The organism is Pseudomonas boreofloridensis, assembly GCF_030580795.1.
GTDB classification, from domain to species: domain Bacteria; phylum Pseudomonadota; class Gammaproteobacteria; order Pseudomonadales; family Pseudomonadaceae; genus Aquipseudomonas; species Aquipseudomonas boreofloridensis.
The window spans coordinates 334,669-359,872 of sequence record NZ_JAUQOQ010000001.1 but is presented as its reverse complement, the minus strand read 5'-3'; the positions used below and the strand labels follow the sequence as shown (position 1 = coordinate 359,872).

Here is a 25,204-nt window from a genome sequence, read left to right as displayed (position 1 = left end):
TGGTGCGTGCAATGACTGTCCAAGAAATGCTTCGAGAACTGGTTGATTTGGGTTTTTCTCAGCGAGCAATAGCGGAACGCGTTGGAACGACGCAACCGACGATCTACAGGGCTACACAGGGGGCCTCGGTTCGCTATGAGCTAGGCAAAGCTATTGAGCTGTTCTGTAAGGAGCAGGTTTCAGATGGAGGTGAATTGGAAGAACGCTGAGCTAGGGCTCTCACCTCCCAGCTCAGCTATGACGGCTATCACCATCACTCTCGTCAACCGGTGCTCTCTCTCACAAGTTCAACCGGCTGACTGTTACCGCATGCAGTGGTCGCACAGCTCAGCGCGACGACTAACCCACAGCACGACGGTCGTGGTCCTAGGATAGGTCTTACCTTATCTCGTGGCTACACCGTTGAACGAGGATTAACGGTTATGAGCCGCATCGACAATTTGCCGGACACTGGTCCGGCTCTTTCATTACGCCACGCGCTTTGGCGCGCTGGCCGCGAGTACAAAGGTGGCATCACTTCCCTGGCATTCGACATGGGGATGGATCTGGATGCCCTGCAGAAGAAGCTCAAGCACGACGAAGAGCGGCGTTGGCTCAACCCTGACGAGCTGGAAGAGGTGTTGCAGTGGACCTGCGACAAGCGCGTGCTCGATGCGTTGGGCAGGGCAGCGGGGGTGGTCTGGTATCGCCCGGAACCGGTGCCTGCCACCAATCAGCAGCTCAAGGCGGTGGCCCACTTGCTAGAGGAATCTGCACAGTTCGTGCGCACCATGCACGAAGGGGCGGCGGATAACGTTTGGGAACCACATGAAGTCCTGACCTTGGAAGCGCGTGGTCTGGACGTCATTCGACAGGTGCTGGCCATTACGGCGGGTGCTCGTCAGGCCATGGAGGATCAGTCCCATGGCTGACGCCGTCGATTTCGCCAATGACCACGTCGAGTACTTCCTGCAGTTGTCGCTGCAGCGCCTTGCCCGACTTCCCGTACAACCCAGCGCCGAGCACTGCGAGGATTGCGGCGAGCCCATCCCCTCAGGGCGTCAGCAACTGGTGATTGGCTGCCAGACCTGCGTGAGTTGTCAGGAACTGCGGGAGCGCCGCCGATGAGCGAGCGCCCAACTCCTACAACAGCTGATTGGGCGCGGCGTTACATCGATACCTTCGGTCTGGCCCTGGTCCCAATCGACCCAGGTGAAAAGGGGCCGAAGGGTAGCGGGTGGAATCAGCCAGGTGGCTACTTCACTGCAGCGGATGACGCGGCAACCTTCTGGAGCACGCACCCGAGCCACAACCTGGGTGTTGTGCTCGGGCCTAGCTGTGTCTGCTCGTTGGACGTAGATGATGTGCAGTGCACGCGGCAGATCCTGCAGGAGCTGTTGGGCATGGACCTCGACTCGCTCGCCGACGCCTATCCGACGTCCGTGGGCAATCCTGCGCGCTTTCGCATCATGTTCAAGATGCCGGAAGGCGTCGATCTGTCCTGGCACCCGTTGACGTGGCCTAGCCAGGCGGACCCGGATGGCTCGATCCATAAAGCGCTGATGACCCAGGTCAAAGCGGCGCGGGACGCCAAGGACATAGACCGAGTAAATGCACTGAAGGTCGCCGCAGAGCCCTTCAAGAAAATCCCAGTGTTCGAGCTGCGCGCCGGCCTTGTCCAAGACGTGTTGCCGCCATCGATACATCCTGGCACCGGTCGCCCCTACACCTGGCGCACCCCGCCCGACCCGCAAGGCCTGCCCGAGCTCCCTGCCAAACTGTTGGCGATCTGGCAGGACTGGGAGAACTTCAAACCCAAGGCCGAGAGCATCTGTCCATGGCAGCCAAAACCGAAGCCAGCGCCACGGCCTGCTGCAGCCAAACCGCGACCTGGGCAGCCTCGCAGCGGACGTGATCTACCAGACGTGATTCCACTGTTCAATCAGGCGCATGACATCGCCTCGCTGATTGAGGCCCATGGCTACGAGCGTCGTGGTGACAAGTGGCTGTGCCCGCAAAGCAGCAGCGGTATGGCGGGCGTGTCGATCAGTGAAGGCAAGCTCTATTCCCATCACAGTTCCGATCCCTTGGCCAATGGTCACAAGAACGACGCGTTCGACGTGTTCTGCATCCTGGTCCATGGTGGAGATCAGCGGGCCGCAATCAAAGCTGCTGCCGAGATCCTCGGCATCGATGCCAAGTCTCGCGCACCCGCGCCGCCTCCAGTGGGCGAGCTTCCCCGCGCCCCATCGGTCAACGAGCAGGCCGATCAAGAACCGCCCCGAGCGGCGGAGACAGAAGTTGCGCCTGACGCCGACCTTGATCCCGCCGAATCCAGCCCGGCCAGCTCCTCCGATGGCGAGGGGGGCGGGGGCGCGTTCAACTTGAAGGCGCTGCTACGTCGCTATGCGCTGATCGAAGGCACCACGCAGGTTTGGGACATTGACGCGGCAAAGAAGGTCAAGAAGGCCGGCTTCATTGCCCACATTGGTAAAGACGCGTTCAAAGAGTGGGAGGCGGTCACGGATCCATCGCGCAAAAAGCGCGTCAGCGAAGAGTGGGTGAAGGACAACGAACGCACTCAGGCGCTGGCTGGCAAGGCGTTGGGTGACTTCTCCATGCCGATGATGACGCGGTATGTCTACATCGATGGGACCAAGGACGTGTGGGACTACGCCAAGAAACGACGTGTTGCCGAGGGCGCGGTGAAGATGGCCTTGGGCGATGCCTACAGTCTGTGGTTGAACAACCCTGATCGGCGCGTCGTGGACATGAATCACATCGTCTTTGACCCCTGCATGAAGCATGACCCTCAGGTTTACATCAACACTTTTTAGGGGTTGCCGCTGGAGCCGGTTCGGAATGACGCCGCCTGCGCGAACCTGAGATGGCTGATCAATTTCTTGTGCAATGAAGATGAGGTATCAGCGCGCTGGCTTACCTGCTGGCTTGCGTACCCGCTCCAGCATTCCGGGGCCAAGATGGACACTGCGGTATTGATGCACTCGACGATGGAGGGCTCGGGTAAGAGCCTGCTGTTCTCGGTCGTGATGGGGCAGCTCTATGGCATCTATTCGGCGACAGTTGGCCAGACGCAGTTAGAGGGGAACTTCAACGCCTGGCAAAGTGGCAAGCTGTGGGCCGTGTTCGAGGAAGTGGTCAGCCGCGATCAGCGTTACAACCAAGTCGGCAAGATCAAGCAGTTGATCACAGGCCAGACGATTCGGATCGAAAGTAAGTTCGTCAACGGCTGGGAAGAGTCCAGCCATATGAACGCGGTGTTCTTGTCGAACGAGATCATGCCGTGGCCGATCGGGGAGGCTGACCGGCGATTCTTGGTGATGTGGCCCGAACACAAGCTGCCGCCTGAGAGACAGTTGGCGATCAAACAGGAGCTGCTAAGCGGCGGTGTCGAGGCGCTGTATGGATGGTTGCTCGCCCAGGAACTGGGTGACTTCGACCCGCAGACCAAACCGCCCAGTACGCCCGCGCGCGAGCGCCTCGTTGCATTGAGTAGGGCGAGTTGGCAGACTTTCGTGCATCTCTGGCGTACCGCTCAGCTCGGCAATGGGCTGTGGGGTGCGTGCCTTTCGTCCGACCTGTATTCGTTGTTTCTGGAGTGGTGCCAACGGTTCAAGGAACACTCGATGAGCCAGACGAAATTCAGTTTGTTCATCGAGACGGTCGGTGTGGAGAAAACGCGGGCTATCCCCTGGACGGAGAGAAACACAAGGCGGTTCAGCGCCTGGTTCTTCCCAAAGGATGATCAAGCCTTCCTGCCACCATCCATGAAGAGTGCCGAGCTGGGAGCCCATGTTCTAGCCTGGCGGAGCAAGGCAAAACTTGCGGGATGGAACGTTGACGGCTGGGACCACGTCAAGGGGGCTGCTGCATGACTACACCAACAAGTGTGTCGGGTGTGTTGGGTGTGTGTCGGGTCGGCAGCTCAACCTTACACAGCGCTAAGCCGCGTATCTCAAGGGCTGCGGGACACCTGTGTAAGGTGTGTAAGGTTCGCGCGCACGCGCGTGCGCGTCAGAAAAACTTTCTCACCATTCGCATTGCTGCGGCTTCCTTTTTTCCTTACGCGAGGACGAAAAAACCTTACCAACCTTACACACCTTACACACACGCCTTTAAGGCATTGATTTTGTTCACATCCCGCTGTGTAGGGTCTGTGTTGGGTTGGTTGAAAATGTGTAGGGTTGCCATCGGAGGGCGCTGGCAATGATGAAGGACATTGACTCTCTGATGCGGCACTGGGCTGAGCAGCGGCGCCGGGGGCCATCCGGCTTGGGCAGCCAGATGGGTAGCATCATGGAATGGAAGGGGCTTGCCCCTCGCACGGGCGCATCGGGTTCTCGGATCCTGATTGCAGGAGCAGGGATGGATCATGCGGCCGCTGAGATCGACGCGGCAGTGGCCGAGCTTGATCGGCGTGATGCTCGGGGTCGCGTGTTAGCTAGGCTCGCCCTGTTTCGCTACGTTCATGAGGCGACGATTCGCGAGCAGATGAGGGAGGTGGGACTTGAAGAACATGCTCAGCGAACCTACTGGAACTGGGTCTCCGCTTTGCATCTGCAGGTGGCCAGAATCTTGGTGAGCCGTGTGGGGCCTAATCGAGCTAATACCGTTCGTCGGATTGGAATGCGCCGAGCGTGTTCCGAACCTGCGCCGAAGTAGCGCCGAGTTGGCTAACCGAAAATTGCCTCTTTTCGGTTTTGCAGTTGACCGGTAAAAAGTCCTCACGATATGACAGCTGCGCTTAGGCGCTTCCCAATTACCGAACTGCACCCCGAGAACCCTGCCAACTGGCGGGGTTTTCTATTTCCGGCGTCTGGAGGCGTGATGGATATTCAACTGAGGGTCAAGACAGGCGAACTGCTTTGGTCAAGGAGCCCCGAATGACAAACGAACAACAGGCGTTAGTCGAGATGCCGATCTGGATGGTGATCGTGCTGTCCCTGGTCGGTGGGGTGTCGGGCGAGATGTGGCGGGCAGACCGGGCGGGTGCACGCGGCTGGGGGTTGGTGCGGCGCATCGCGTTGCGCTCTGGCGCATGCGTTGTGTGCGGGATGGCGACCATCATGCTGTTGTACTCGATGGGCGCTTCGATTTGGGCTGCGGCGGCGTTTGGCTGCCTCACGGCAACGGCAGGGGCTGACGTCGCCATCGGCCTGTACGAGCGCTGGGCGGCGAAGCGGCTGGGCGTCGAGGCGGCGCCGCCCGGCAGCGGCGGGGCAGCCCAGTGACCTGGCCGGTGCCGGGACCCCATTTTGGGTCCTCCCCCCGGCCCGCCCCCTACACGGGTGCGCAGACTCGCGATTTCCCTGCAGCTGTAATTTCTGCAGGGATGTCCGTCTTTTCAAGGACTTAGCGATGGGCAAGACAGTCAGCAAGCTTGAACTGAGCGAGATCGTCGGGCGAGACGAGCGCACTTTGAGCCGGTGGCAAAACGCAGGAATGCCGGTAATCGAGTTCGGTGTGGGTCGTGGCAACGAAAACCAGTACGACACCCAGGCGGTGGTCGAGTGGCTCATGCAGCAGGCCGCGCTCAACGGCAAGAAAGAGTCTGCCCGAGATAGGTACGACCGATTGCGCGGGGACGACCTCGAAGTCGAGTTGGCAAAGAAGCTGGGGCAAGTAGTGTTGGAAGCAGACATGGTGCAGCGATTCGAGGGCGTCATCACAACCGCCAAAATCGAATTGCTGAACATCCTGCCCGATGAATTGGCCGCCACCCTATCCGCGCAGTACGGCATCGAAGTCGATGACCAACTGATCCGCGAGCCCATTGAAGCAATACTGAGGAGGTTGTCCGCCTATGGTGAGGACGACGATCCCGAGTGGGATCTTGACGAGCCGGACGATGAGGAGGGCTCTGACGAAAACAGCGAGTAAGGGTGTTCGCCGGGCGTGCCGCAAATGGGCGCCGCCGCCACGCATGACCATCATCGAGTGGGCCGACAAGTATCGCTACCTTTCGACAGAGGAGGCAGACCGGGCGGGCAAGTATCGATTCGATGTAACGCCTCACCTGGTGTGGCCAGGTGGCCCGCTGGAGGCTTTGGACGATCCGAACATCCATGAGATTGTTGGGCGGAAGTCGGCGCAGGTGGCATGGACGTCGGGGGTGCTGGGCAACGCCATCGGCAAATGGATTGATCTGGATCCCTCACCGATTCTGATCTTGTTTCCCAAGGCCGAGGCTGCCAAGCAGTACGTGGCTGAGAAGCTGGAGCCGATGATCGGGGCCACCAAGCGGCTACGTAAAAAGGTCGATCTGCGAAGCCGCAAGCTGCAACAGCGCCAAGACTTCAAGCGCTTTCCTGGCGGGTTCTTGAAAATGGTCGGCTCCAACAGCCCGGCCAGTGTGAAGTCCACGCCCGTTCCTCGCGTGGCTATTGAAGAGCCGGACGACTGCAACCTCAACCTGCGGGGGCAGGGGGACAGTATCAAGCTGGCCAAGGAGCGATTGAAGACCTTCAGGCGCTCCAAGATCATCATCGGCGGCACGCCTACGATCAAAGGGCTGTCGGCCATCGACGCAGAGCTCGAACTGTCCGATAAGCGAGTCGGCTTGGTTCCTTGCCACGGCTGCGGCCAGTCGCATGCGCTGAGCTTTGACCATCTTCACTGCGACGAGGATCAGCACTACTTCCACGAGGTGTATGGCAAGCGGCGTCCTGAAACGGCGCACTATGCCTGCCCACACTGCGGCGAGATTTGGGATGATCGACAAAAGAACGCCAACCTCGCCGACCCTCGCTGTCGCTGGGAGGCTACCGCCGAGTTCCGTGGGATCGCCGGGTACATCCTCAATGAGTTGTATGCCACGTTCCATGGCTCCCGTTTTGAAGTGTTGATGGAGAAAAAACTGCAGGCTGAACACGCTGCGCGCCAAGGCAACATCGGGCCGATGATTGCCTTTACCAACAGCTCCATGGGCGAAAGCTACGAGTACAAGAGCGATGCGCCCAAGACCGACGAACTCGAAAAGCGAGCCGAGCCATACGCTGAACTGACGGCGCCGAAAGGAGTGCTGCTGGTGACGGTCGGTGTTGACGTGCAGGGTGATCGACTTGCCGTGATTTTCATCGGCTGGGGGAGGGGCGAGGAATCGTGGCGTCTCTACTGGGGTGAGCTCCCCGGAAACCCGATCGATCCTCACGATCCGGTCTGGACCGAACTGGACAAGATGATCGCCACGGCCATTCCCACGGAGAGCGGCGCACAGATCGCGGTATCGGCGGTCAGCATTGACAGTTCGGACGGCAACACCAGCGATGCGGTGTACACCTATGTGCGAGATCGTCAGCGCTTCAACATCATGGCCATCAAAGGCGCGTCGATCGACAGCCGAGATCGGGAGATCTTCACCAAGCCGGCGCAGTCTGCCGATACCAGCCAAGACAACACCAAGGCCGCGAAGTATGGTCTTCGGGTTTTCATCGTCGGAACTCACAAGGCCAAGACCTTGATCGATGGCCGAATGAAGCTCAAAGGCGCAGGCCCTGGACGCATGCACTGGTACAGCGAGATTCGCGCTGACTACTACGAGCAGGTCACCAACGAAGTGCTGGCCCCACATCCACGCACCCCCAGCAAGATGGTCTGGCAGAAGAAGGCCGGCCGCCGCAACGAAGCGCTGGACTGCGAGGTATACGCCTTGCATGCCGCTCGCAGCCTCAAGACGCACCTGCTGCGCGACCACGAATGGGATCAGCTGGAGCAGCAACTGCTGCAGCCCACCCTCTTCACTACTGAACAGGCGGTGGCGCCGGTTCCTCGCCGAGCAGTCACGCGCGGTCGGGGTACGCGGAGCCGCGTCCAATAACCGAGGTCATCATGACTGATGCACAACAACGCCTTGACGAGGTCCGGGCGGCGATCTCGCGCGTCCTCAAGAATGGCCAGCGCATGCGTCGGCAAGATCGTGAGGTCCAGCTGGCTGAGCTGAACAGCCTGCGTCTTCTGGAAAAGCAATACGCCCAGGAGGTCGCGCAAGAGAAGGCAGCACTGCAGGGCCGAGGCCGCAACCGCATTTCCTACGTGGGGCTGTAACCATGTGGCCCTTCAAGAAACGGGAGTCGGCTGCCGAGCAGTTGATGGCCGAGGCCATCCGGGTCGCCCGAGCGTCGGTTGACCATCAACCGATATCGGCTCAGGGAGGTGGCGGTGGCGTCGAAACCCGCTGGCGCGGCGCTTCGCGCGTATTGCGCAGCGTTGCCAGTTGGCTGCCTGGGCTTGGCAGCCCTCGCCGGGACTTCAATCAGGGTGAGCGGCGGATGCTGCTGGCGCGGTCGCGCGATGCAATGCGCAATCACCTGGTGGCCCGCGCAGCGATCACCCGACTGCGTACCAATGTGGTGGGCACCGGCCTGGTCTGTAGGGCTCAAGTGGATCATGAGGCGCTCAGCATCACGGAAGAGCAGGCCGAGCAGTTAAACAGCCAGCTCGACCGTCTCTGGTCGCTGTATGCCGATGATCCACGTGAGTGCGATGCGGAAGCGACGCTCAACCACTACCAGCTTCAAGCGCTTGTCTTGGTGTCGTCCATGGTGGCGGGCGATGTGTTCGTCGCCAGTCCTGACCAAGAGCGGCCCGGCTGTCTGTTCAGTACCCGGCTGCAACTGATTGAGTCAGACCGCGTTGGCAACCCCAACAACGGAATGGATCGGGTTGATCAAGTAGAGGGCGTCGAGTTCGATGGATTGGGTGCGCCCATCGCCTACCACGTGTGCACTGGATACCCCGGTGAGCACTTGATGGGCAAGACCTTGCAATGGGAGCGCCTGCCGGTGTTTGGCGCTGAAACTGGCCGTCGCCGTGTGCTGCATGTGATGGCGGATAAAGAGCGGCCTGGGCAGAAGCGCGGTGCGCCCTACCTGTCGCCGGTGCTGGAGCCGCTGCAGAAGCTGGAGCGCTACAGCAGCGCAGAGCTGATGGCTGCGGTGATCTCAGCGATGTTCACCGTGTTCATCAAAAAGGGTGACAACTTCAACACCTCCAACCTGCCCATGTCAGCGCTCTCCGAGGAGCAGCAAGGCGGAGACGACACCTCCGACGGTGCTATCGCGCTGGGGGAGGGGGCAATCGTGGACCTTGGGCCTGGCGAAGAACCCATGGTGGCCAATCCTGGCCGGCCCAATGCCCAGTTCGATCCATTCTTCACAGCGGTCGTAAAGGAGATCGGTGCTGCTCTTGAGCTACCGCTCGAAGAGCTGCTGTTGCACTACAGCAGCAGCTACAGCGCGGCCCGCGCTGCCATGCTTCAGGCCTGGCGCTTTTACAGCCTGCGGCGCTGGTGGCTGGCGTGTGATTTTTGCCAGCCGAGCCGCGAACTGATCATCGACGAAGCCGTTGCCAGGGGCCTTATCGACCTCCCTGGATACGCCGATCCCGGCAGACGCAAAGCCTACTGCCAGGCACTTTGGATCGGCCCTGCGCGAGGGGCAATCGATGAGCTCAAGGAAGCCAATGCCGCTGGCAAGCGCATCGAGATCGGCGTGAGTAACGAAACGCTCGAGACGGCCGCCATGACCGGCGAGCCCTGGCAGCAGGTGATTCGTCAGCGCACACGCGAAGTCACGTATCGGCGGGAGCACAACATTCAGGCATTGCCCAAAGGTGGCCTGGAGAACCCGCCCGATCCCAAACCCGAAGAGGAATAGCAATGTCTCGAGCACTCGAGCTGGCTGCTTCGCAGCCCTGGCTGATGCTGCCTGACGCCTTGGATAACCTGCTGACGATCTCTGACCGCATGGGTGATCCGGTAGCGCTGGCAACCAAGCGTGGCGAGCGGCTGGAAGAAACGCGGCGAGTGACCATGCGCGGGAACGTCGCTGTGGTCCCTGTTATCGGGCCGATTTTCCGCTACGCCAACCTGTTTACCGAGATCTGCGGCGCTACCAGCACCCAGGTGTTGGCCACGGACCTGCAGCGCGCGCTGGACGACCCCAAGGTCAAGTCCATCGTGCTCAACATCGACAGCCCTGGTGGCGTGGCCTCTGGCATCAACGAACTGGCCGAGATGATCTATGCCGGCCGATCGCGTAAGCGAATCGTCGCCTACATCGGTGGCATCGGAGCCAGCGCCGCCTATTGGATCGCTTCGGCAGCGGGCGAGATCGTCATCGATGAGGCCAGTCTGGCCGGCAGCATCGGTGTAGTGGTCGAGGCCGTTGTCGAGGACGACAAGAAGGCAGGCCGAGCCCGTTACCAGATCGTGAGCCGCAACGCACCGAACAAGCGGCCCGACCTGGGCACCGAGGAGGGCCGCGCCAAGCTGGGCGAAACCATCGACGCCATGGCCGAGGTCTTCGTGAGCAAGGTTGCCCGCAACCTCGGGGTGGCTGCTGAGAAGGTGCCCGAGATGGGCGATCACGGCGGCATCCGCGTGGGTGCAGACGCCGTCAAGCACGGCCTGGCCCATCGCACGGGCTCGCTGGAATCCCTGATTACCGAACTGGCCAAACCGGCCATCAACTCCCCGAGGATACACAACATGACCACCGTCAAGACCACGGCTGAACTGCGTACTGCCATTGCGGCCGGTACCGATCCAAACACCATCGAGATCGCCCAGGCCGAGACGGTCGACACTGCAGCGATCCGCACCGAGGGCGCCCTGGCCGAGCGTGACCGTATCAAGGGCATCAACGCCCTGTCGGTCAAGGGTTTCGAGAAGGAGATCGACGCCGCCATCGATGATGGCAGCTCGGTCGAGGCTACTGCCCTGACGTTGTTCAAAGCCTCGCAGGACCGTGGCATTTCGCTGGCCGGTATCAAGAGTGATGCCCAAGGCGTCACGGGTGCCGCTGCACCTGCAGGCGGCAAAGAAGGTGAGCGCAAAAGTGTTGTCAGCGCAATCGTGGCAGGCGCTTCGCGCCGTTAATTAGGAGGTTCCCATGCCAAACCCTGTAACCAGTTCCTACCAGCCCATCGAGCTTTCGGCGGGTGACTTCCCCATCGTCATGGATACCGCAGTGATTGCTGCCGGCCAGAAGCTGGCCCGTGGCGCGGTGCTTGGCCAGATCAAGGCCAGCCATGAATGTCTGCTCAGCAAGGCAGGCGCTGAAGACGGCTCGCAAGTCCCGATGGCGATTCTGGATCAGGACGTCGACACCACCGACGGCACCAAGAGCGTCCCTGTGCGCCTGACCGGCCAAGTGCTGGGCAAACACCTCATCCTCGGCGAAGGCTGGACCTTGGCTGCCGTGAAGGCGGCGCTGCGTCCTCTCTGCCTCTTCATTCGATAACGGAGCTCCAATGGATATTTTTGACACCCTGACCATGATGGAAGCCATCGAGCAGATGCCAACGCCGCGTCGCTTCCTGATGGACACCTTCTTCAACGGCGCCCTGCCTGAGACCTTTGGCACCGAAACGGTGACCATCGACATCATCAAAGGGCAGCGCAAAATGGCGCCGTTCGTTCACCCCACCTTGCCTGGCAGCGTATCGCAGCGCGCCGGCATCGCGTCCTCTACCTACAAACCGCCGTACATTCAGCCCAAGCGTGTCACGAGCGCGGGGCTGATCCTCAAGCGTGGTGCAGGGGAAAGCCCATTTTCGACTCGAACTCCGCTGGAGCGCGCCGCTGAGCGTCTCGGGCGCGATCTGGTCGACCTCGACAGCGAGATCACGCGGCGCGAAGAATGGATGTGCGCTCAGGCGCTGACTACTGGGCGCCTCCGCGTTATCGGCGAAGGGGTGGACGACACCATTGATTTCCGCATGGAGGACACCCACAAGGTCACGTTGGCAGCGGGTCGCTGGAATACCTCCGACTCCGATCCGATCGCCAACCTTCGCCAGTGGCGGCGCCTGGTCGCCAAGGATTCGGGGCGCTCTGCAAACATCGCGGTGCTGAGTGCGGAAGCGCAGGACGCCTTCCACAGCAACGAGTCGGTGCTCAAGCAACTGAACAATCGTCGCGTCGACCTGGGTCTGATCAAGCCGGAGCTGCTGCCGGATGGGGTCACTTACCTCGGTTACCTCAACGATCCCGGTATTGATCTGTACGCCTACGACGAGTGGTATCTGGACGACGAAGGCGGTGAGAAGCCCTTGGTGCCGTCAGGCGGCTTGATCCTCGGTTCTTCTGGGACTCGCAACGCGATGCTGTATGCGGCTATTCAGGACATGGAGGCCATTGAAAGCGGCTTGGTCGAAGCGGCGCGCTTCCCTAAAAGCTGGGTCACCCAAGAGCCGAGCCAGCGCTGGCTGAAGGTTCAGTCGGCGCCGCTGGCGGGGCTGCTTGAGCCCAATGCTTTCCTGTTCGCCAAAGTGGTGTGATATGGCCAAGGTCGAATACGTAGTTGTCAGCGGTTGTATCCAGAACGGTAGCCAGGTGGTGCGTGAGGGCGATGTCTTCGTGCCCCCTTCAATCGCGCTGCGTGATGCGTTACTCGCAGAGGGGGTGATCGCGGCAGGCGGCAAGTTGGAGCAGGGCGGACGCGGCCCCCGTCGGCAAAGTGGCGCTGGCGGGCCAGTGCCGAACCCTGAAGGCGGATCGGGAGAGGGGGACGATGACGGCGACCCTGACGAGGATTCTGACGAGGGTGACTGATCATGACGTTTCGTGAGTCGGTTGCTGACATGGACGTCGCGCTGCTGGACGAGTTAGGTGATGAAGTCGCCATTGAGGGTTTCGTCGATCTGGTCAAGGGCTTTCTGTCCGTACCCTGGCAGCAGCCCAAAATTGGCACTTTGAACACTGGCCTGCGGCAACCAACCTTCTCAGTCAGGGTTGCCGAAGCGAGCGGTATCAAGGAGGGGCTGCACCTGGTGTGCGACTTACCCCCTGCTGACGGCGGCGGTCGTTACATCATCGTCAAGCGAGAGCCGGACGGGACAGGCTGGATCAACTTTGCGTTACGGGAGGTGCGGTGATGGTCGATAGCTACCACAAGCTGTCGGCCAACACCGGCTTGATCACCCTGCAGTTCGATCCCAGCCAGATCGATGCCTTCAAGGACTTCGCCGCCCTGGTGCCGAAGGCCGCAGCGGCGGCCCAGCGCCGTGCGCTGAACAAGACGCTGCGATGGCTACAGACGCACATCGCCCGCGCGGTCGGTGGGGAGCAGCGGATCGCCATCGCTGCGGTGCGGCAACGCTTGCGGGCCTACCCGATCAACAGCAACGGGCAGGGCAAGCTCTGGTTCGGCATCAACGCGATCGAGGCCAGCCGGGCAGGGAGAGCCCGGCAGACCCAGTCGGGCGTGTCAGTCGCTGGGCGCCGGTATGCGGGGGCCTTCTTCAAGAAGGTCTACGGCAACAAGCCCGACATCTGGATCCGCACAGCGAGCAAGCACTTTAAGGCCAGCGATTACCCCGATACCGAAGCCTCGGGTGGGGGCGGCGTGAGCTCGGGCTGGATCGCCGAGAGCGACAGCCGCTTTCCGCTGGCCAAGGCCAAGATCTCGCTTGAGGGCGTGCGGCCGCACTTCGAGGCCTGGACCGGGCGGGCGCATGAACGGCTGCTCGAAGTGCTGGAGCAAGAGCTGAACTTTGAACTGCAGAAATATCTGAGGAAATCAGGCAATGGATGATTCACCGATTCCCCTGGCTGAGCTGTACGCGGCGATGGAGGCTCAGATCAGCGCTGCCATCCCAGGGCTGGCCCTGGTGACGGCCATGCCCGGTCCGATGCAGCGACTGGCTTTGCCTGCGGTTGTCATCGAGCTGGCCGGCTGGGAGCCCGGCCCGGATCCTGGCACGGGCGAAACCGGCATTGAAGCCCGGTTCGAGGCGCGCGTGATCGTCGGCAGCGAGGTCGAGGATGCGCTCAAGGTCGCTGCTTTTGCCGGTGCGCAGCTGACGGTGTTGCTGCGCATGCAGACGTGGGGCCTTTCCATCGAGAACGCAGTGTTCGTGCGGGCTGAGCAGGACTGGACTCGACCGGAACTCGACGGCTATGCCGTGTGGGTCGTCGAGTGGACGCAGGTGATTTACCTGGGCGTCGAGGAATGGCCCTGGCCGGATCAACCGGCCAGCACGCTGCTGTGGGGCTTTGCTCCGCAAGTCGGCCCTGGCCATGAAGGTGATTACACACCTGCAGGTGAGCTGACATGAGCTATGTGTCAGCGCAACACGACCGGATGCTGGCCGGCCTGCTGATCCCTTGCCGCGTTGTGGCGGTGGACCTGGCTGCAGCCATGGTACGCGTTTCCGATGGCGATGACTGGACCAGTGCGTGGGTGCGCTGGCACGCCCAGGCAGCCGGCAAAGCCCGCCACTGGCGCGCGCCGAGCCTGGGCGAGCAGGGCGTGCTGGTGAGTCCTAGCGGGGAACCGGCGCAGGGCACGTTCGTGCCAGGCCTGTACGGCAATGCGGGTGGTCCCCCGGATAATCGAGATCACGTCGAGGTCTGGCGATTCGATGATGGGGGCTCGCTGGTGTACGACTGGCAGGCCAAGTCCTACACCATCACGCTGCCCAGCGGCACCGCGACGGTGAAGGTCGGGGGTAGCGAGGTGGTAGTGACCGACGACGCGATCACGGCCACGGCCGGTACCGTCACGATCACCGGGCCGGTGGTCATCAACGGCACCCTGCAGGTCACTGGCGACATTCTTGGCGGTGCTCGAATCATCGATACTGCCGGGAATACCCCGAACCACAAACACTGACAGCCCGCTTCGAGCGGGCTTTTTTTTGCCCGGAGATCTTATGTCGAACAAGAAACCTGATGAGCCGTCTCAGCCGCTGGCCGTGGTGACGTTTCGTGACCTGCAGTACACGTCGCGACAGATCTTCACGGCGGATCTGCGACCGCTGTCCGTGCGCGCAGGGCTGATCGATGTGCCGACAAGCGACGCAGAGGCTGTCGCCTGCCTCGAGCAGCACCCTGATTTCGCGCGCCTGGAGTAACGCCATGATCGGAGTGGACAGACGGAGTGGGCAGCCGTTGCAGGGCGTGGCCCATCTGCGGCAGTCCATCGAAGACATCCTGACAACGCCGATCGGCAGCCGTCGCATGCGCCCGGAGTACGGCAGCGACCTTCGCCGCTACGTGGATTTGCCGGTTAATGACGGCTGGAAGAGTGCGGTGCAGGCCGAGGTGGCGCGCTCGCTCGGGCGCTGGGAGCCTCGGCTGCAGCTTGAGCGGGTGCGCGTAACGGCGGTGGTCGGCGGGCAGATCACGCTTGAACTCGCCGGGGTGTACCTGGGCGACAACATGATCGTGGAGGTGAGCGCGTGAGCATGATCGATCTAACAGTGCTACCGGCGCCGCAGGTGCTGGAAAGCCTGGACTACGAAGAGCAGTACCAAGCCGATCTCGACGTTTTCCGGCAGCACATGGGAGACGACTGGATGGCTCAGTTGGAAAGCGACCCGGTGAGCAAGCTGCTGGAGGTCGGCGCCTATCGCAAGCTCACGACGCGCTCGCGCATCAACGACGCGGCCAAGGCCCTGCTGTTGGCCTATGCCCAGGGCAGCGATCTGGACCATTTGGCAGCGAATGTCAGCCTGCGGCGCCTGCTGGTACAGGCCGAGGATCTGACTGCGGTGCCTCCGGTGCCGGCGATCCTCGAGGGCGACGAAGCCCTGCGTGAGCGCGTGCAACTGGTCTATGAGGGTTTGACCACGGCCGGCCCGCGCAACAGCTACATCCTGCACGCGCGAAACGCGTCGGGCCGGGTAGCCGACGCGACGGCGGAAAGCCCGGCCCCGGCCAAAGTGGACGTCACGGTGCTGAGCGTCGAGGGCGACGGCGCAGCTGACGCGGATCTGCTGGCCGAAGTTGCTCGACACTTGAACGATGACGACGTGCGGCCGGTGGCTGATCGCGTGCATGTTCAGAGCGCCGAGATCCTGCACTACCAGATCGAGGCCGTCGTCTACCTGACCGGTTCGGGGCCGGAAGGGGAAGCGGTGCTGGCTGAGTGCCGGCGTCGGCTCGAAGCCTGGAAGAACCCACGGCGTCGGCTCGGCGTCGAGGTGGCGCGCTCGGCGATCGACGCGCAGCTGCACATCAGCGGCGTCAGTCGGGTCGAGTTGGTCGGCTGGCAGGATCTGAGGCCGACCAAGGCGCAGGCCGCGTGGTGCACGGCTGTGAGTTTGAAACAGGGGGCCGTGCCGTGAGCCTGCTACCGCACAACAGCACGCGCCTGGAGCGGGCCGTGGAAGCGGCTGCTGACGAGACGCCGACGATACCCCTGCGCGCGCTGTATCACCCTGATAACTGTCCGCCCGGCCTGTTGTATCAACTGGCCTGGGCCTGGTCGGTGGACCGTTGGGACGAGACCTGGTCGGACGACGTGAAGCGCTCGGTCATCCGCTCGGCGTTTCATGTCCATGCTCGGAAAGGAACGATCGGCGCGCTGCGGCGCATCGTCGAGCCGTTCGGCTATTTGATCGAGGTGCAAGAGTGGTTCAACCAGACCCCGGAGGGCGTGCCCGGTACGTTCGCGCTGAAGGTGGGCGTTTCCAACGGCGGCATCAGCGATGAGACCTATCGCGAGTTGTCGGCTCTGCTCGATGACGCGCGGCCGGTGAGCCGGCAGATGATCGGCCTGCAGATCAGCCTGGGCACTCAAGGGCCGTTTTTCGTGGGCTGCTCGATCAGCGAGGGCGACGAGCTCCATGTCTACCCGCTGGCGCCGCAGGACATCAACGTCCGGGGGCGGATCGGACGGGGTGGCCGTGACCATACAATCGATACACTGGACATTAAATATGGTTGACCAGAACTCCCAGTTTTACGCCATCCTCACCAATGTGGGCGCGGCCAAACAGGCCAACGCGGATGCTTTGGGTATCTCGTGGAAGATCACGCAGATGGGCGTGGGCGATGCCAACGGTACCGATCCGACGCCCAATGCTACACAGACTCGCCTGCTCAACGAATGGCGCCGGGCGCCGCTGAACCAACTGAGCGTTGACGAAAAAGACAAGGCCGTGATCGTGGCCGAGCAGGTCATTCCGGCAGACGTCGGTGGACGCTGGATCCGCGAAATCGGGCTGTACGACGCTGACGGCGACTTGATCGCCATTGCCAACTGCGCGCCGACGTACAAGCCGCTGCTGAGCCAGGGCTCGGGTCGTACCCAGGTGGTGCGAATGAGCCTGATCGTGAGCAGTGCCAGTAACGTGCAGTTGAAGATCGATCCCTCGGTGGTGCTGGCTACGCGTGAGTACGTCGACTCGCTGATCCTCAAAGTGTTGCCGCCGAACAAAGTGGCAGGGCGGTATACGCGCGTCACGATCAACGAGCGGGGAGTCGTTCAATTCGGCGATAACCCGACAACGCTGGACGGCTACGGGATCACTGACGCGCTCAAGCGTGGCGAAGTGGGCCTGGGCGTCTCTGCGATCCTGGCCGGGGAGATTGATCACATCGGCCAGCCTGGCGGGTTCTATGCGTTCGGCGAGGGGCCGACTTCGTTTGCGAACTACTCGGCCGTCGTGAACATTCCCTACATCGACGAACGCTATGGTGCGCAGATCGGTCTTGTGTTCGGCGGGGAGGGTAGTGAGCCCAAGTTGGCGTTTCGCGTCACCGACCGGTTCAACGCCTGGGGGCCGACGCGCTTTGCTTGGCACAACGGGAACTTCGACCCAGCGACAAAGGCCGACCTGGGCAACACTTACACCAAGGCTCAGGTCGACAGCATCGCGTCAAAGAAAGCCAACAACGCGGTTACGCTCGGCGGCTACGGGATCACCGACGCTTACACTGTCACCGAGACCAACAACCTGCTGGCTGCGAAAGCGGCCAAGGCTACCACGCTGGCCGGGTACGGTATCACTGACGGACTTAGGCGCGGTGAGGTCGGATTAGGTGCCAAGGAGATCCTGGCCGGCGAGATCGATCACTTTAGCCAGCCAGGCGGGTTCTATGCGTACGGCGAAGGGCCAACCTCGTTTGCGAATTACTCGGCGGTCGTGAATCTGCCGTACATCGATGAGCGCTACGGTGCGCAGATCGGCTTGGTGTTCGGTGGTGCTGGTGGTGAGCCGAAGTTGGCCTTTCGCGTCACCAACGGTGCGTATCAATGGGGCGTTACCCGCTTTGCGTGGCACAACGGAAACTTCGACCCGGCCACGAAGGCCGACCTGGGGAACACTTACACGAAGGCCCAGGTCGATGCCATCGCGTCGAAGAAAGCAAACAACGCCATCACGCTGGGCGGCTATGGCATCACCGACGCTTACACCGCTGCGCAGACCGACAACTTGCTGGCAGCGAAAGCGAACAAGTCGACGAGCCTGGCCGGGTATGGCATCACTGATGGGTTGAAGCGCGGTGAGGTCGGCCTGGGTGTTCCCGTGCTCGCGGGTTCAAGTAGCGTTGATATGACAACGCTGAACAGCGGGTTCCATGCGTTCGGCGACGGCCCGACTTCGCTGCTCGGTTACAGCTCGGTGCTGAACTTGCCGTATCTCACCAACGGCTTTGCGGCGCAGATCGCTGTGTCGCAAGGGCGTGCTGATGTTGATGTAAGAGTACGGTCGTGCAGTGCATCGGGCGTCTGGACGCCGACCCGAAGACTGATGCATGACGGGCACTTGGCTAGCATTGATGAAGTGCTGCAAGGCGTCGATGACACTAAGTGGCTCAATTCGGCGAGGCTGGTGGCGAAGTTGGTAGACGGTTTCGCGGTGAGCCTGGCGCAAAATGGCTACATCATTCTGCCGCGTTGGCTGGGTGGCCTCACGCTGCAATGGGGGCGTGCCAATCAGATCCCACCGGGTGGTGCGGCGGTGAGTTTGAACATCGCGATGCCGCGCGCAATCTTCACTGCGATCGCCAGTTCGATCGGCAACGTCAACGGCTCTCAGCATGAGGTGGTTGAAGTGGCTGAGGTAAGCACAACCAAGTTGACACTATCGAACAGCGGCACGGGATCTGTGTCTTGGTTCGCCATCGGCTACTAACAAAGGTGAGTGCATGAAGCGTTTCTACAGCCGCTCCACGGGGTGCTGTTACTTAGAGGGCAGGCACACAGACCTGCCTAAAGATGCAGTCCAGATCGATGATGAGCGATACGACTCCGTCATTGCCAACCCTGACCCAGGCAAGGTGCGTGGTCACGACAAGAAGGGCCTGCCGATTCTGGTGGACCCATCGCCGCCTGGCGTTGAAGAGCTCGGTGCCGCAGAGCGCAAGTGGCGGGACAAGGAACTGGCGGGTGTGCAGTGGCTGCGCGACCGTCATCGCGATGAACAGGATCTGTCGCGCGATACGACGCTGACAGCCGATCAGTTCGGCGAACTGCTGGGGTACATGCAGGCGCTGCGGGATTGGCCGCAATCCGACGCGTTCCCTGAGCTGGAGCACCGGCCGGTGCCGCCTGGCTGGATCAGTGAGCTGCTGACCTGACGCCCCTATTGCCGGGGCGTTTTCATTTCTGCTGTACCACAGGCCTCGCTGATGCGGGGCCTTTTCACATCTGGAGCAAAGCAAACATGGCTGGATTCTTTCACGGCGTCACTGTCACCAACGTGGATACCGGGGCACGCACAATCGCGCTGCCGTCTTCCTCGATCATCGGCCTGGTCGACACTTTCACACCTGGCGCTGATGCGTCGGCCGAGGCCAACGACCTGGTGCTGGTCACCAGCGAGCGCGAAGCTGTCGCGGCGTTCGGGCCGAATGCGGCCATCACCAAGGCCTGCCGGGCGGTGTTCACTCGCGCCAAGGCGGTGATCGTCGCCTGCGGTGTGGTCAAGGTCGATGCACCCGCCGAGCAGATCTCGGCGATCATCGGCGGCGTGCTCGCGGACGGTAAGCGCACCGGCCTGCAGGCGCTGCTCGACGGCAAAAGCCGGTTCAACGCACAGCCTCGGCTGCTGATCACCCCCAAGCACAGCGCGACCCAGGCGGTCGGTACCGCGTTGGTTGCACTGGCCGACAAAGTCCGCGGCATCGCCATCATCGACGGGCCGAACACGACCGATGAGGCGGCGATCGCCTATGCCGGTAACTTTGGCGCGAAGCGGGCGTACATGGTCGATCCGGGCGTGAAACTGTGGGACACAGACGCCAGTGCGACGGTCGACGCGCCAAGCTCGGCCTGGGTGGCCGGCCTGTTCGCCTGGACCGACAGTGAGTACGGTTTTTGGGCATCGCCGTCGAACAAGGAATTCGTCGGCATCACCGGTACCGGGCGGCCGGTGGAGTTTCTCGATGGCGATGAAAGCTGCAGGGCGAACCTGCTGAACAACGCGAAAGTGACCACCATCATCCGCGATGACGGCTTCCGCCTGTGGGGCAACCGCACGCTGTCGAGCGATCCGAAGTGGGCCTTCGTCACTCGCGTGCGCACCATGGACATCGTGATGGAAGCCATCCTCTACGGCCACAAGTGGGCAGTGGATCGCTCGATCACGGCCACCTACGTCAAGGACGTGACCGAGGGCCTGCAGGCGTTCATGCGCGACCTGAAGGCCCAGGGCGCAATCATCAACTTCGAGGTGTACGCCGACGCCGAGCTGAACACGGCCAGCCAGCTGGAGCAGGGCAAGGTGTACTGGAACATCCGGTTCACTGACGTACCGCCTGCCGAAAACCCCAACTTCCGCGTCGAGGTCACCAACCAGTGGTTGACCGAAGTCCTCGACGGCCGCGCTTAAGGAGCAACTGAGATGGCAATGATTCCCGAAACCCTGGCCAACCTGAACCTGTTCGTCGACGGCGTCAGCTTCCAAGGCGACGTGCCGAGCCTGACCCTGCCCAAGCTGACGCTCAAGACAGAAGAGCACCGTGCGGGCGGCATGGATATGCCGGTCGAGCTCGACCAAGGCATGGAGAAGCAAGAAGCGGCTTTCACCACCACCGGGGTGCGCCGTGAGTCGCTGAAGTTCTTCGGCCTGGCTGACGGCACTGCGTTTAACGGCACCTTCCGGGGCGCCTTCAAGGGGCTCAAGGGCGTGATCAAGCCGGTGGTTGTCACTCTGCGCGGCTCGCTCAAGGAAGTGGACCTGGGCGACTGGAAGCCGGGCGACAAGGCCGAGATCAAGCATTCGGTCGGCGTGACTTACTACAAGCTCGAAGTCGACGGCCAGGTCATCTATGAGATCGATGCGCTCGGCATGAAGCGTGTGATCAATGGCGTCGACCAGCTCGCCGCCCAACGTCAGGCCCTCGGCCTGTAACCCAACCAGACAAGGAACTGAAAAATGGCCAAGCCATTGCCCGCTTACATGACCCTAGGCCCTGACAGCGTGATCGTGACGCTGAGCAAGCCAACCGAGCTCAACGGCATTACCGCCGACAAGATCACACTGCGCGCCCCCACTGTGCGTGATATCCGCACCGCGCAGGCCACGGCCAGCGGCAACGAAGAGCAGACCGAACTGAACTTGTTCGCTTCGCTGGCCCAAGTCGGCGTCAAGGATCTGGAAGGTTTGGCCCTGAAGGATTACACGCGCCTGCAGGCCGGCTACTTTCGCCTGGTGCAGGAAGACGAGCTTTAACGCTGCCCTGCAGAAGGGGCTGGCCAAGCGGCTGGCCCGTGAGTTCGGGTTTTCGCATGCAGACATACAGGCCATGCCCTGGTCGGACATGGTCTGGTGGCTCACGGATTGAGCCGCACGGGAGGTAACAGATGGCGAACAAGGTTTCGTTGTCGCTGGTGCTCGGCGGCGCCGTAGCGTCCTCTGTCGGTAATGCGTTCCGCACCGTGGAAGGCGGCATCGACAAGCTGGCGAAGAAAGGCGACAAGGCCAAGGTGCTCAAGAGCACCATCGGCGAAACGATGAAGCTGCAGACGGAGTGGAAGCGGGCGCACGATACCGGTGCTGCCTCGGCCGACAAGCTGCTGCGCAAGTTGAACACCAACCTCGATGCGCTGCGCAAGCAAGGCGTCGAGGTCGGCCGGCTCGGGCGGGAGTATCAGCGCCTGGGCCGTGAAGCCAAAGCTGCAGATCTGCAGGTCAAGGGTCATCAGCAGATCGCGGCGGGACGCTCGTCGCTGAAAACCGCCGTGGGTGCGACGGCGGTCGGCGTTGGCCTGGCGGCGGTACCGACGAAGATCAGCGCGGACTATCAAGCGATTATCCGTGACATTGCGATCAAGTCGGACGCGGCGAACACACCGAAAGAGGTGGAGCTCAGCCGTGCTGTGATCCAGACGTCGGGCGATACCGGCATGTCGCGCAACGATGTGGCGGATCTGATCAACCAGCTAGTCGGTGCCGGCATGGAGCTGGATCAAGCCATGTCCTACGCGAAGGTGGCGTCGAAGTTCGCGGTGGGGCAGGGCGCGTCCGGCGTCGACACGGCAAGCATGATCATGGCGCTGCAGCAGAACGCCAAGATCACCGATCCCAGGGTGATGGAGCAGGCACTGGAGGCTATCGCCTTCCAAGGCCAGGCGGGCAGCTTCGAGGCCAACGACATGGCCAAGTGGTTCCCGCAACTGCTCGCCGGCATGGAGAAGAACGGCATCACCGGCATGGAGGCGGTGACGTCGCTCGGATCGATGCTGCAGGTGCAGATGAAGACTGCCGGCAGTTCGGATGAGGCAGCGAATAACTTCAAAAACTGGATGGAGAAGATCGGCGCTGGTGACGTGGTCAAGGCGTACAAGGATGCCGGCATCGACTATCAAGCATCGCTCAATACCGGCCTGCAGAAAGGCATGAACGTCATCGAGGCGTCGATGGCCCTGGCCATGCAGTACGTGCAGGCAACTGATCCGGCTAAGGCGAAAAAGCTCAAGGACGCTCAAGCCAAGATCGACAAGGAGGTCGATCCGGAGAAAGCCAAGGCCGCGCTCGAGGCGCTGGAGAAGACCCTGCGCACGGGTGATCTGTTCGCGGACATGCAGGTCAAGGCGGCGCTCACCGCTTACGGTCAGAACCGTGGGCTGTACAACGAGCTCAAGGCTGACTCGCAGAAAGCCACGGGTATTCTGGACAAGAACCTGGCCGAGCGGCGCGAGACCTCCGCGCAGATCTGGTCCGAAACGCTGCAGGCGGTAGATGACGGCATGCGTAGCGTGGGCGATGCGATCCGGCCGGCGACTGATGCGTTTGCCAAGGGCGCCAAGGCCGTGGCCCATGGCCTGACCTGGCTGAGCGATAGCTTCCCGATGGTTGTTCAGGGGATCGCTGCTGTCGTGGCCAGCATCGCCGCCCTGGCCACGGCGCGCAGCGCGCTGAAGATTGGGCGCGGTGTAATGAACCTGGCTCGCGGTCGTCTGATGGAGCGCACGGCAGGTCGTGCCGGTGCCGGCGCGGTTGCAACCCCCAGCACTGGAAACCCAGTGATCGACGCCGGGCTGGGTGCACTGGGCAAAGTGCTCGGCGCCCCGGCCAGCAACGATCCCGGCTCGCCATTGGGCGGTGAGCCCCTGAAGGTGTTCGTGGTCAATGCCGGCGCGCTGGGTGGAATAGGGGGTGGCCCTGGCGGTGATGGCCCAGGCCGGTCCCGGCGCAGTGGTCGTGCCGCGCGGCGTGGCCGTGATGGCCGGCTTACCCGATCCGGCCGGCGCGGGGTAGGGCGTGCGGTAGCGCGTTCGCCAGTGCCAGCCGTACCCGCTGTGACTACGGCGGCACCGCTTGCCGGGGCAGCACAGTTGGGCCGGTTCGGCAAAGCGCTGAGCGTGGCCGGCAAGGCGTCGAAGCTGGTCCCGGGCGGTGCAGTAATCGATTCGGGGTTGAAGGTGCTCGACACCGCGCTCACGGCAGAAACCAAGGACGAGAAGGCCGAGGGCTACGGCTCGGCCGCTGGTGGCCTGGCCGGTGCCCTGGCTGGTGGCGCTGCCGGTGCGGCCATTGGCTCGGTTGTACCGATCATCGGCACGGCCATCGGCGGGGCCATTGGTGCGGCCCTGGGCAGTATGGGCGGCGACTCGCTCGGTGGCTGGCTGGGTCTGAAGCTGTTCGGTGAAGACAAGCCGCAGGCGGTGGCCAAGGCGCCGGGCGAGGTTGCCCGCGACCTGGCTGCTGCAGCGCCGCCTGCCCCGAGTGCCGAGCAGTTGGCCAGCGCAGCGGCGCCGGCCAAGCCAGTTGCGCCGCAGGTGGATCAAGCGTTCACCTTCTCGCCGTCCGTGACGCTGACGGTGCAAGGGGATGTAAAGGATCCCGCGACGGTCGTGCGTTCGGCCGAGGCCACGCTGCGCAGCATGTGGGATGGCTGGCAGCGGGACGCAGGGGCGCGAATGGCCTCGGGCCGACTGTATGACTCACCGGACGTTGCTTAGGAGGCGAGATGGCATACGAAGAGCATATGACGAAGGTGCTGTCCTCGATCGTTGCGGCCGGTGAGGCCGGTCGCAATGGGCCAGGCGGGATGCTCGACCCGCTGAACTTGGCCGTCATGGGCATGACGCTCGCGGCTGACGAGTTGGAGCGGCGTGCGTCACTGGATCCTCAGAGAGGGGCGAAGCTGCAGCGCGGCTTGAGGGCGATCCGGGCCGCACAACGGTTTGCGACCCAGGTGGCGAACAAGGGCGGGCCGTCTACCCCAGGCACGACGGCGGTGCAGGAAGTGCTCACGGTGCTGGGCTCGCAGACGGGACGAGCCAGCTCGGCCGCAAATCGCATGGCGGGGCAGTTGGGTAGGACGCCCGGTATCCTGCCGACGGGTGCGATCAAGCCGGCAGGCTCGTCTGCAGCTGCAGCGGTGAAGCCGTTCGCTCACCTGCTGGTGATGCAGCCCATGAAGCCCGGTGGCCGCACGTTTTACTTCAATCTCGACACAGCGGCATTCGACGAGCTCAGTCGCAAAACTGCGTACCGTTGGCAGGGTCAGGAGCGGCTGTCGCGCGATATCGCGCAACAAGGAATCGGACAGGGTGAAGATCGGCTGACGATCAAGGGAGCGATCTTCCCGACGTTCAAGGGTGGGATCGGCCAGCTTGATACGTTGCGGGGTATCGCGCGCGAGCTCAAGCCGATGATGCTCACTACCGGCTACGGCTCGGTGCTGGGCAGTTGGTGCCTGATCAGCGTTGACGAAGAGCAGTCGTCGCTGCTGGCTGGCGGCATCCCGCGCAAACAAACCTTCTCGCTGGAGTTCGTGAAGTATGGCGTTGACATGCAGAACGTCTGACGGGGATCTGCTCGACAGCCTGTGCCAGGCGCACTACGGCCACTTGCGCGGCACCGTGGAAGCGGTGCTGCAGGCCAACCAAGGGCTGGGCGATGAGCCGCAGCCGTACCGCGCCGGGGTTTTGATCACCCTGCCTGACCTAGCAGAGCCCGATGCCGAAGAAATCACGCTGTGGGACTGACCCTGTACCCATTCACCGAGCCCCGCTAATGC

27 protein-coding genes and 1 pseudogene are annotated in these 25,204 nt (G+C 62.3%); all 28 read left to right on the top strand.

Features of this window, described 5'->3' with window-relative positions:
- Positions 1-422: 422 nt before the first annotated feature.
- The 28 genes and pseudogenes from Q6A47_RS01545 to Q6A47_RS01410 all read left to right on the top strand — a co-directional run bounded on the left by Q6A47_RS01545 (position 423) and on the right by Q6A47_RS01410 (position 25,172).
- Positions 423-911: a phage regulatory CII family protein gene (locus Q6A47_RS01545; protein ID WP_116888603.1), complete on the top strand. Its 489-nt coding sequence runs from the start codon at positions 423-425 to the stop codon at positions 909-911.
- Positions 904-1,107, top strand: a complete 204-nt coding sequence (locus Q6A47_RS01540; RefSeq protein WP_304482721.1) for a TraR/DksA family transcriptional regulator — start codon at positions 904-906, stop codon at positions 1,105-1,107. Before Q6A47_RS01545 ends, Q6A47_RS01540 begins: the two co-directional genes overlap by 8 nt.
- Positions 1,104-3,875: pseudogene (locus Q6A47_RS01535) on the top strand (bifunctional DNA primase/polymerase). Before Q6A47_RS01540 ends, Q6A47_RS01535 begins: the two are co-directional and overlap by 4 nt.
- A 1,008-nt stretch (positions 3,876-4,883) precedes the next feature.
- Positions 4,884-5,231 carry a phage holin family protein gene (locus Q6A47_RS01530; RefSeq protein WP_116888600.1) on the top strand — a complete coding sequence of 116 codons (348 nt, stop codon included), beginning with the start codon at positions 4,884-4,886 and terminating at the stop codon, positions 5,229-5,231.
- Positions 5,232-5,358: 127 nt separating this feature from the next.
- The gene (locus tag Q6A47_RS01525) at positions 5,359-5,880 is read left to right on the top strand and encodes a terminase small subunit (protein WP_304482720.1); all 522 of its coding nucleotides are present in this window, start codon (positions 5,359-5,361) and stop codon (positions 5,878-5,880) included.
- Between the two features lie 43 nt (positions 5,881-5,923).
- Positions 5,924-7,816 carry a phage terminase large subunit family protein gene (locus Q6A47_RS01520; RefSeq protein ID WP_304482719.1) on the top strand — a complete coding sequence of 631 codons (1,893 nt, stop codon included), beginning with the start codon at positions 5,924-5,926 and terminating at the stop codon, positions 7,814-7,816.
- Between the two features lie 11 nt (positions 7,817-7,827).
- Positions 7,828-8,043, top strand: a complete 216-nt coding sequence (locus tag Q6A47_RS01515; protein ID WP_304482718.1) for a hypothetical protein — start codon at positions 7,828-7,830, stop codon at positions 8,041-8,043.
- Between the two features lie 2 nt (positions 8,044-8,045).
- Entirely contained in the window at positions 8,046-9,653 is a 1,608-nt protein-coding gene (locus Q6A47_RS01510) for a phage portal protein (RefSeq protein WP_304482717.1), read from the top strand.
- Positions 9,654-9,655: 2 nt separating this feature from the next.
- The gene (locus tag Q6A47_RS01505) at positions 9,656-10,876 is read left to right on the top strand and encodes a S49 family peptidase (protein WP_304482716.1); all 1,221 of its coding nucleotides are present in this window, start codon (positions 9,656-9,658) and stop codon (positions 10,874-10,876) included.
- A gap of 13 nt (positions 10,877-10,889) precedes the next feature.
- Positions 10,890-11,240 (top strand): head decoration protein, encoded by a 351-nt coding sequence (locus Q6A47_RS01500; protein WP_304482715.1) that lies wholly within the window; start codon positions 10,890-10,892, stop codon positions 11,238-11,240.
- Between the two features lie 10 nt (positions 11,241-11,250).
- On the top strand, positions 11,251-12,279 hold the full coding sequence (locus Q6A47_RS01495; protein ID WP_304482714.1) for a major capsid protein: 1,029 nt from the start codon (positions 11,251-11,253) through the stop codon (positions 12,277-12,279).
- Position 12,280: 1 nt separating this feature from the next.
- Positions 12,281-12,553, top strand: coding sequence for a hypothetical protein (locus tag Q6A47_RS01490; RefSeq protein ID WP_304482713.1), 273 nt, complete (start codon positions 12,281-12,283; stop codon positions 12,551-12,553).
- Between the two features lie 2 nt (positions 12,554-12,555).
- Positions 12,556-12,876 carry a head-tail joining protein gene (locus tag Q6A47_RS01485; protein ID WP_304482712.1) on the top strand — a complete coding sequence of 107 codons (321 nt, stop codon included), beginning with the start codon at positions 12,556-12,558 and terminating at the stop codon, positions 12,874-12,876.
- On the top strand, positions 12,873-13,535 hold the full coding sequence (locus Q6A47_RS01480; protein ID WP_304482710.1) for a hypothetical protein: 663 nt from the start codon (positions 12,873-12,875) through the stop codon (positions 13,533-13,535). The genes Q6A47_RS01485 and Q6A47_RS01480 overlap by 4 nt, the downstream gene beginning before the upstream one ends.
- Positions 13,528-14,058 (top strand): hypothetical protein, encoded by a 531-nt coding sequence (locus Q6A47_RS01475; protein WP_304482708.1) that lies wholly within the window; start codon positions 13,528-13,530, stop codon positions 14,056-14,058. Before Q6A47_RS01480 ends, Q6A47_RS01475 begins: the two co-directional genes overlap by 8 nt.
- Positions 14,055-14,615 carry a phage baseplate assembly protein V gene (locus Q6A47_RS01470; protein ID WP_304482707.1) on the top strand — a complete coding sequence of 187 codons (561 nt, stop codon included), beginning with the start codon at positions 14,055-14,057 and terminating at the stop codon, positions 14,613-14,615. Before Q6A47_RS01475 ends, Q6A47_RS01470 begins: the two co-directional genes overlap by 4 nt.
- A 40-nt stretch (positions 14,616-14,655) precedes the next feature.
- A complete protein-coding gene (locus Q6A47_RS01465) occupies positions 14,656-14,856 on the top strand; it encodes a hypothetical protein (RefSeq protein ID WP_304482706.1) in 201 nt (66 codons plus the stop codon).
- Positions 14,857-14,860: 4 nt separating this feature from the next.
- Positions 14,861-15,187 carry a GPW/gp25 family protein gene (locus Q6A47_RS01460; RefSeq protein ID WP_304482704.1) on the top strand — a complete coding sequence of 109 codons (327 nt, stop codon included), beginning with the start codon at positions 14,861-14,863 and terminating at the stop codon, positions 15,185-15,187.
- The gene (locus tag Q6A47_RS01455) at positions 15,184-16,071 is read left to right on the top strand and encodes a baseplate J/gp47 family protein (RefSeq protein ID WP_304482702.1); all 888 of its coding nucleotides are present in this window, start codon (positions 15,184-15,186) and stop codon (positions 16,069-16,071) included. The genes Q6A47_RS01460 and Q6A47_RS01455 overlap by 4 nt, the downstream gene beginning before the upstream one ends.
- Positions 16,068-16,673, top strand: a complete 606-nt coding sequence (locus tag Q6A47_RS01450; protein WP_304482700.1) for a phage tail protein I — start codon at positions 16,068-16,070, stop codon at positions 16,671-16,673. The genes Q6A47_RS01455 and Q6A47_RS01450 overlap by 4 nt, the downstream gene beginning before the upstream one ends.
- The gene (locus tag Q6A47_RS01445) at positions 16,666-18,867 is read left to right on the top strand and encodes a phage tail protein (protein ID WP_304482698.1); all 2,202 of its coding nucleotides are present in this window, start codon (positions 16,666-16,668) and stop codon (positions 18,865-18,867) included. Before Q6A47_RS01450 ends, Q6A47_RS01445 begins: the two co-directional genes overlap by 8 nt.
- A 13-nt stretch (positions 18,868-18,880) precedes the next feature.
- Entirely contained in the window at positions 18,881-19,312 is a 432-nt protein-coding gene (locus Q6A47_RS01440; RefSeq protein ID WP_304482696.1) for a phage tail assembly chaperone, read from the top strand.
- 86 nt (positions 19,313-19,398) lie between these two features.
- Complete coding sequence (locus tag Q6A47_RS01435) at positions 19,399-20,565, top strand: phage tail sheath subtilisin-like domain-containing protein (protein WP_304482695.1); 1,167 nt, start codon at positions 19,399-19,401, stop codon at positions 20,563-20,565.
- A 12-nt stretch (positions 20,566-20,577) separates the two neighbouring features.
- Positions 20,578-21,087, top strand: coding sequence for a phage major tail tube protein (locus tag Q6A47_RS01430; protein ID WP_295485018.1), 510 nt, complete (start codon positions 20,578-20,580; stop codon positions 21,085-21,087).
- A 24-nt stretch (positions 21,088-21,111) separates the two neighbouring features.
- Entirely contained in the window at positions 21,112-21,408 is a 297-nt protein-coding gene (locus tag Q6A47_RS01425; RefSeq protein WP_295485020.1) for a phage tail assembly protein, read from the top strand.
- 131 nt (positions 21,409-21,539) lie between these two features.
- Positions 21,540-24,140 carry a phage tail tape measure protein gene (locus Q6A47_RS01420; RefSeq protein WP_304482693.1) on the top strand — a complete coding sequence of 867 codons (2,601 nt, stop codon included), beginning with the start codon at positions 21,540-21,542 and terminating at the stop codon, positions 24,138-24,140.
- Between the two features lie 8 nt (positions 24,141-24,148).
- Positions 24,149-24,991: a phage tail protein gene (locus Q6A47_RS01415; protein ID WP_304482692.1), complete on the top strand. Its 843-nt coding sequence runs from the start codon at positions 24,149-24,151 to the stop codon at positions 24,989-24,991.
- The gene (locus Q6A47_RS01410) at positions 24,966-25,172 is read left to right on the top strand and encodes a tail protein X (RefSeq protein ID WP_304482691.1); all 207 of its coding nucleotides are present in this window, start codon (positions 24,966-24,968) and stop codon (positions 25,170-25,172) included. The genes Q6A47_RS01415 and Q6A47_RS01410 overlap by 26 nt, the downstream gene beginning before the upstream one ends.
- Positions 25,173-25,204: the final 32 nt, after the last annotated feature.

Bases quoted from the DNA above. Each gene is read 5' to 3' on its own strand.
- Q6A47_RS01545 (WP_116888603.1), top strand. From the start codon at position 423: ATGAGCCGCATCGACAATTTGCCGGACACTGGTCCGGCTCTTTCATTA.
- Q6A47_RS01540 (WP_304482721.1), top strand. From the start codon at position 904: ATGGCTGACGCCGTCGATTTCGCCAATGACCACGTCGAGTACTTCCTG.
- Q6A47_RS01530 (WP_116888600.1), top strand. From the start codon at position 4,884: ATGACAAACGAACAACAGGCGTTAGTCGAGATGCCGATCTGGATGGTG.
- Q6A47_RS01525 (WP_304482720.1), top strand. From the start codon at position 5,359: ATGGGCAAGACAGTCAGCAAGCTTGAACTGAGCGAGATCGTCGGGCGA.
- Q6A47_RS01520 (WP_304482719.1), top strand. From the start codon at position 5,924: ATGACCATCATCGAGTGGGCCGACAAGTATCGCTACCTTTCGACAGAG.
- Q6A47_RS01515 (WP_304482718.1), top strand. From the start codon at position 7,828: ATGACTGATGCACAACAACGCCTTGACGAGGTCCGGGCGGCGATCTCG.
- Q6A47_RS01510 (WP_304482717.1), top strand. From the start codon at position 8,046: ATGTGGCCCTTCAAGAAACGGGAGTCGGCTGCCGAGCAGTTGATGGCC.
- Q6A47_RS01505 (WP_304482716.1), top strand. From the start codon at position 9,656: ATGTCTCGAGCACTCGAGCTGGCTGCTTCGCAGCCCTGGCTGATGCTG.
- Q6A47_RS01500 (WP_304482715.1), top strand. From the start codon at position 10,890: ATGCCAAACCCTGTAACCAGTTCCTACCAGCCCATCGAGCTTTCGGCG.
- Q6A47_RS01495 (WP_304482714.1), top strand. From the start codon at position 11,251: ATGGATATTTTTGACACCCTGACCATGATGGAAGCCATCGAGCAGATG.
- Q6A47_RS01490 (WP_304482713.1), top strand. From the start codon at position 12,281: ATGGCCAAGGTCGAATACGTAGTTGTCAGCGGTTGTATCCAGAACGGT.
- Q6A47_RS01485 (WP_304482712.1), top strand. From the start codon at position 12,556: ATGACGTTTCGTGAGTCGGTTGCTGACATGGACGTCGCGCTGCTGGAC.
- Q6A47_RS01475 (WP_304482708.1), top strand. From the start codon at position 13,528: ATGGATGATTCACCGATTCCCCTGGCTGAGCTGTACGCGGCGATGGAG.
- Q6A47_RS01470 (WP_304482707.1), top strand. From the start codon at position 14,055: ATGAGCTATGTGTCAGCGCAACACGACCGGATGCTGGCCGGCCTGCTG.
- Q6A47_RS01465 (WP_304482706.1), top strand. From the start codon at position 14,656: ATGTCGAACAAGAAACCTGATGAGCCGTCTCAGCCGCTGGCCGTGGTG.
- Q6A47_RS01460 (WP_304482704.1), top strand. From the start codon at position 14,861: ATGATCGGAGTGGACAGACGGAGTGGGCAGCCGTTGCAGGGCGTGGCC.
- Q6A47_RS01445 (WP_304482698.1), top strand. From the start codon at position 16,666: ATGGTTGACCAGAACTCCCAGTTTTACGCCATCCTCACCAATGTGGGC.
- Q6A47_RS01440 (WP_304482696.1), top strand. From the start codon at position 18,881: ATGAAGCGTTTCTACAGCCGCTCCACGGGGTGCTGTTACTTAGAGGGC.
- Q6A47_RS01435 (WP_304482695.1), top strand. From the start codon at position 19,399: ATGGCTGGATTCTTTCACGGCGTCACTGTCACCAACGTGGATACCGGG.
- Q6A47_RS01430 (WP_295485018.1), top strand. From the start codon at position 20,578: ATGGCAATGATTCCCGAAACCCTGGCCAACCTGAACCTGTTCGTCGAC.
- Q6A47_RS01425 (WP_295485020.1), top strand. From the start codon at position 21,112: ATGGCCAAGCCATTGCCCGCTTACATGACCCTAGGCCCTGACAGCGTG.
- Q6A47_RS01420 (WP_304482693.1), top strand. From the start codon at position 21,540: ATGGCGAACAAGGTTTCGTTGTCGCTGGTGCTCGGCGGCGCCGTAGCG.
- Q6A47_RS01415 (WP_304482692.1), top strand. From the start codon at position 24,149: ATGGCATACGAAGAGCATATGACGAAGGTGCTGTCCTCGATCGTTGCG.
- Q6A47_RS01410 (WP_304482691.1), top strand. From the start codon at position 24,966: ATGGCGTTGACATGCAGAACGTCTGACGGGGATCTGCTCGACAGCCTG.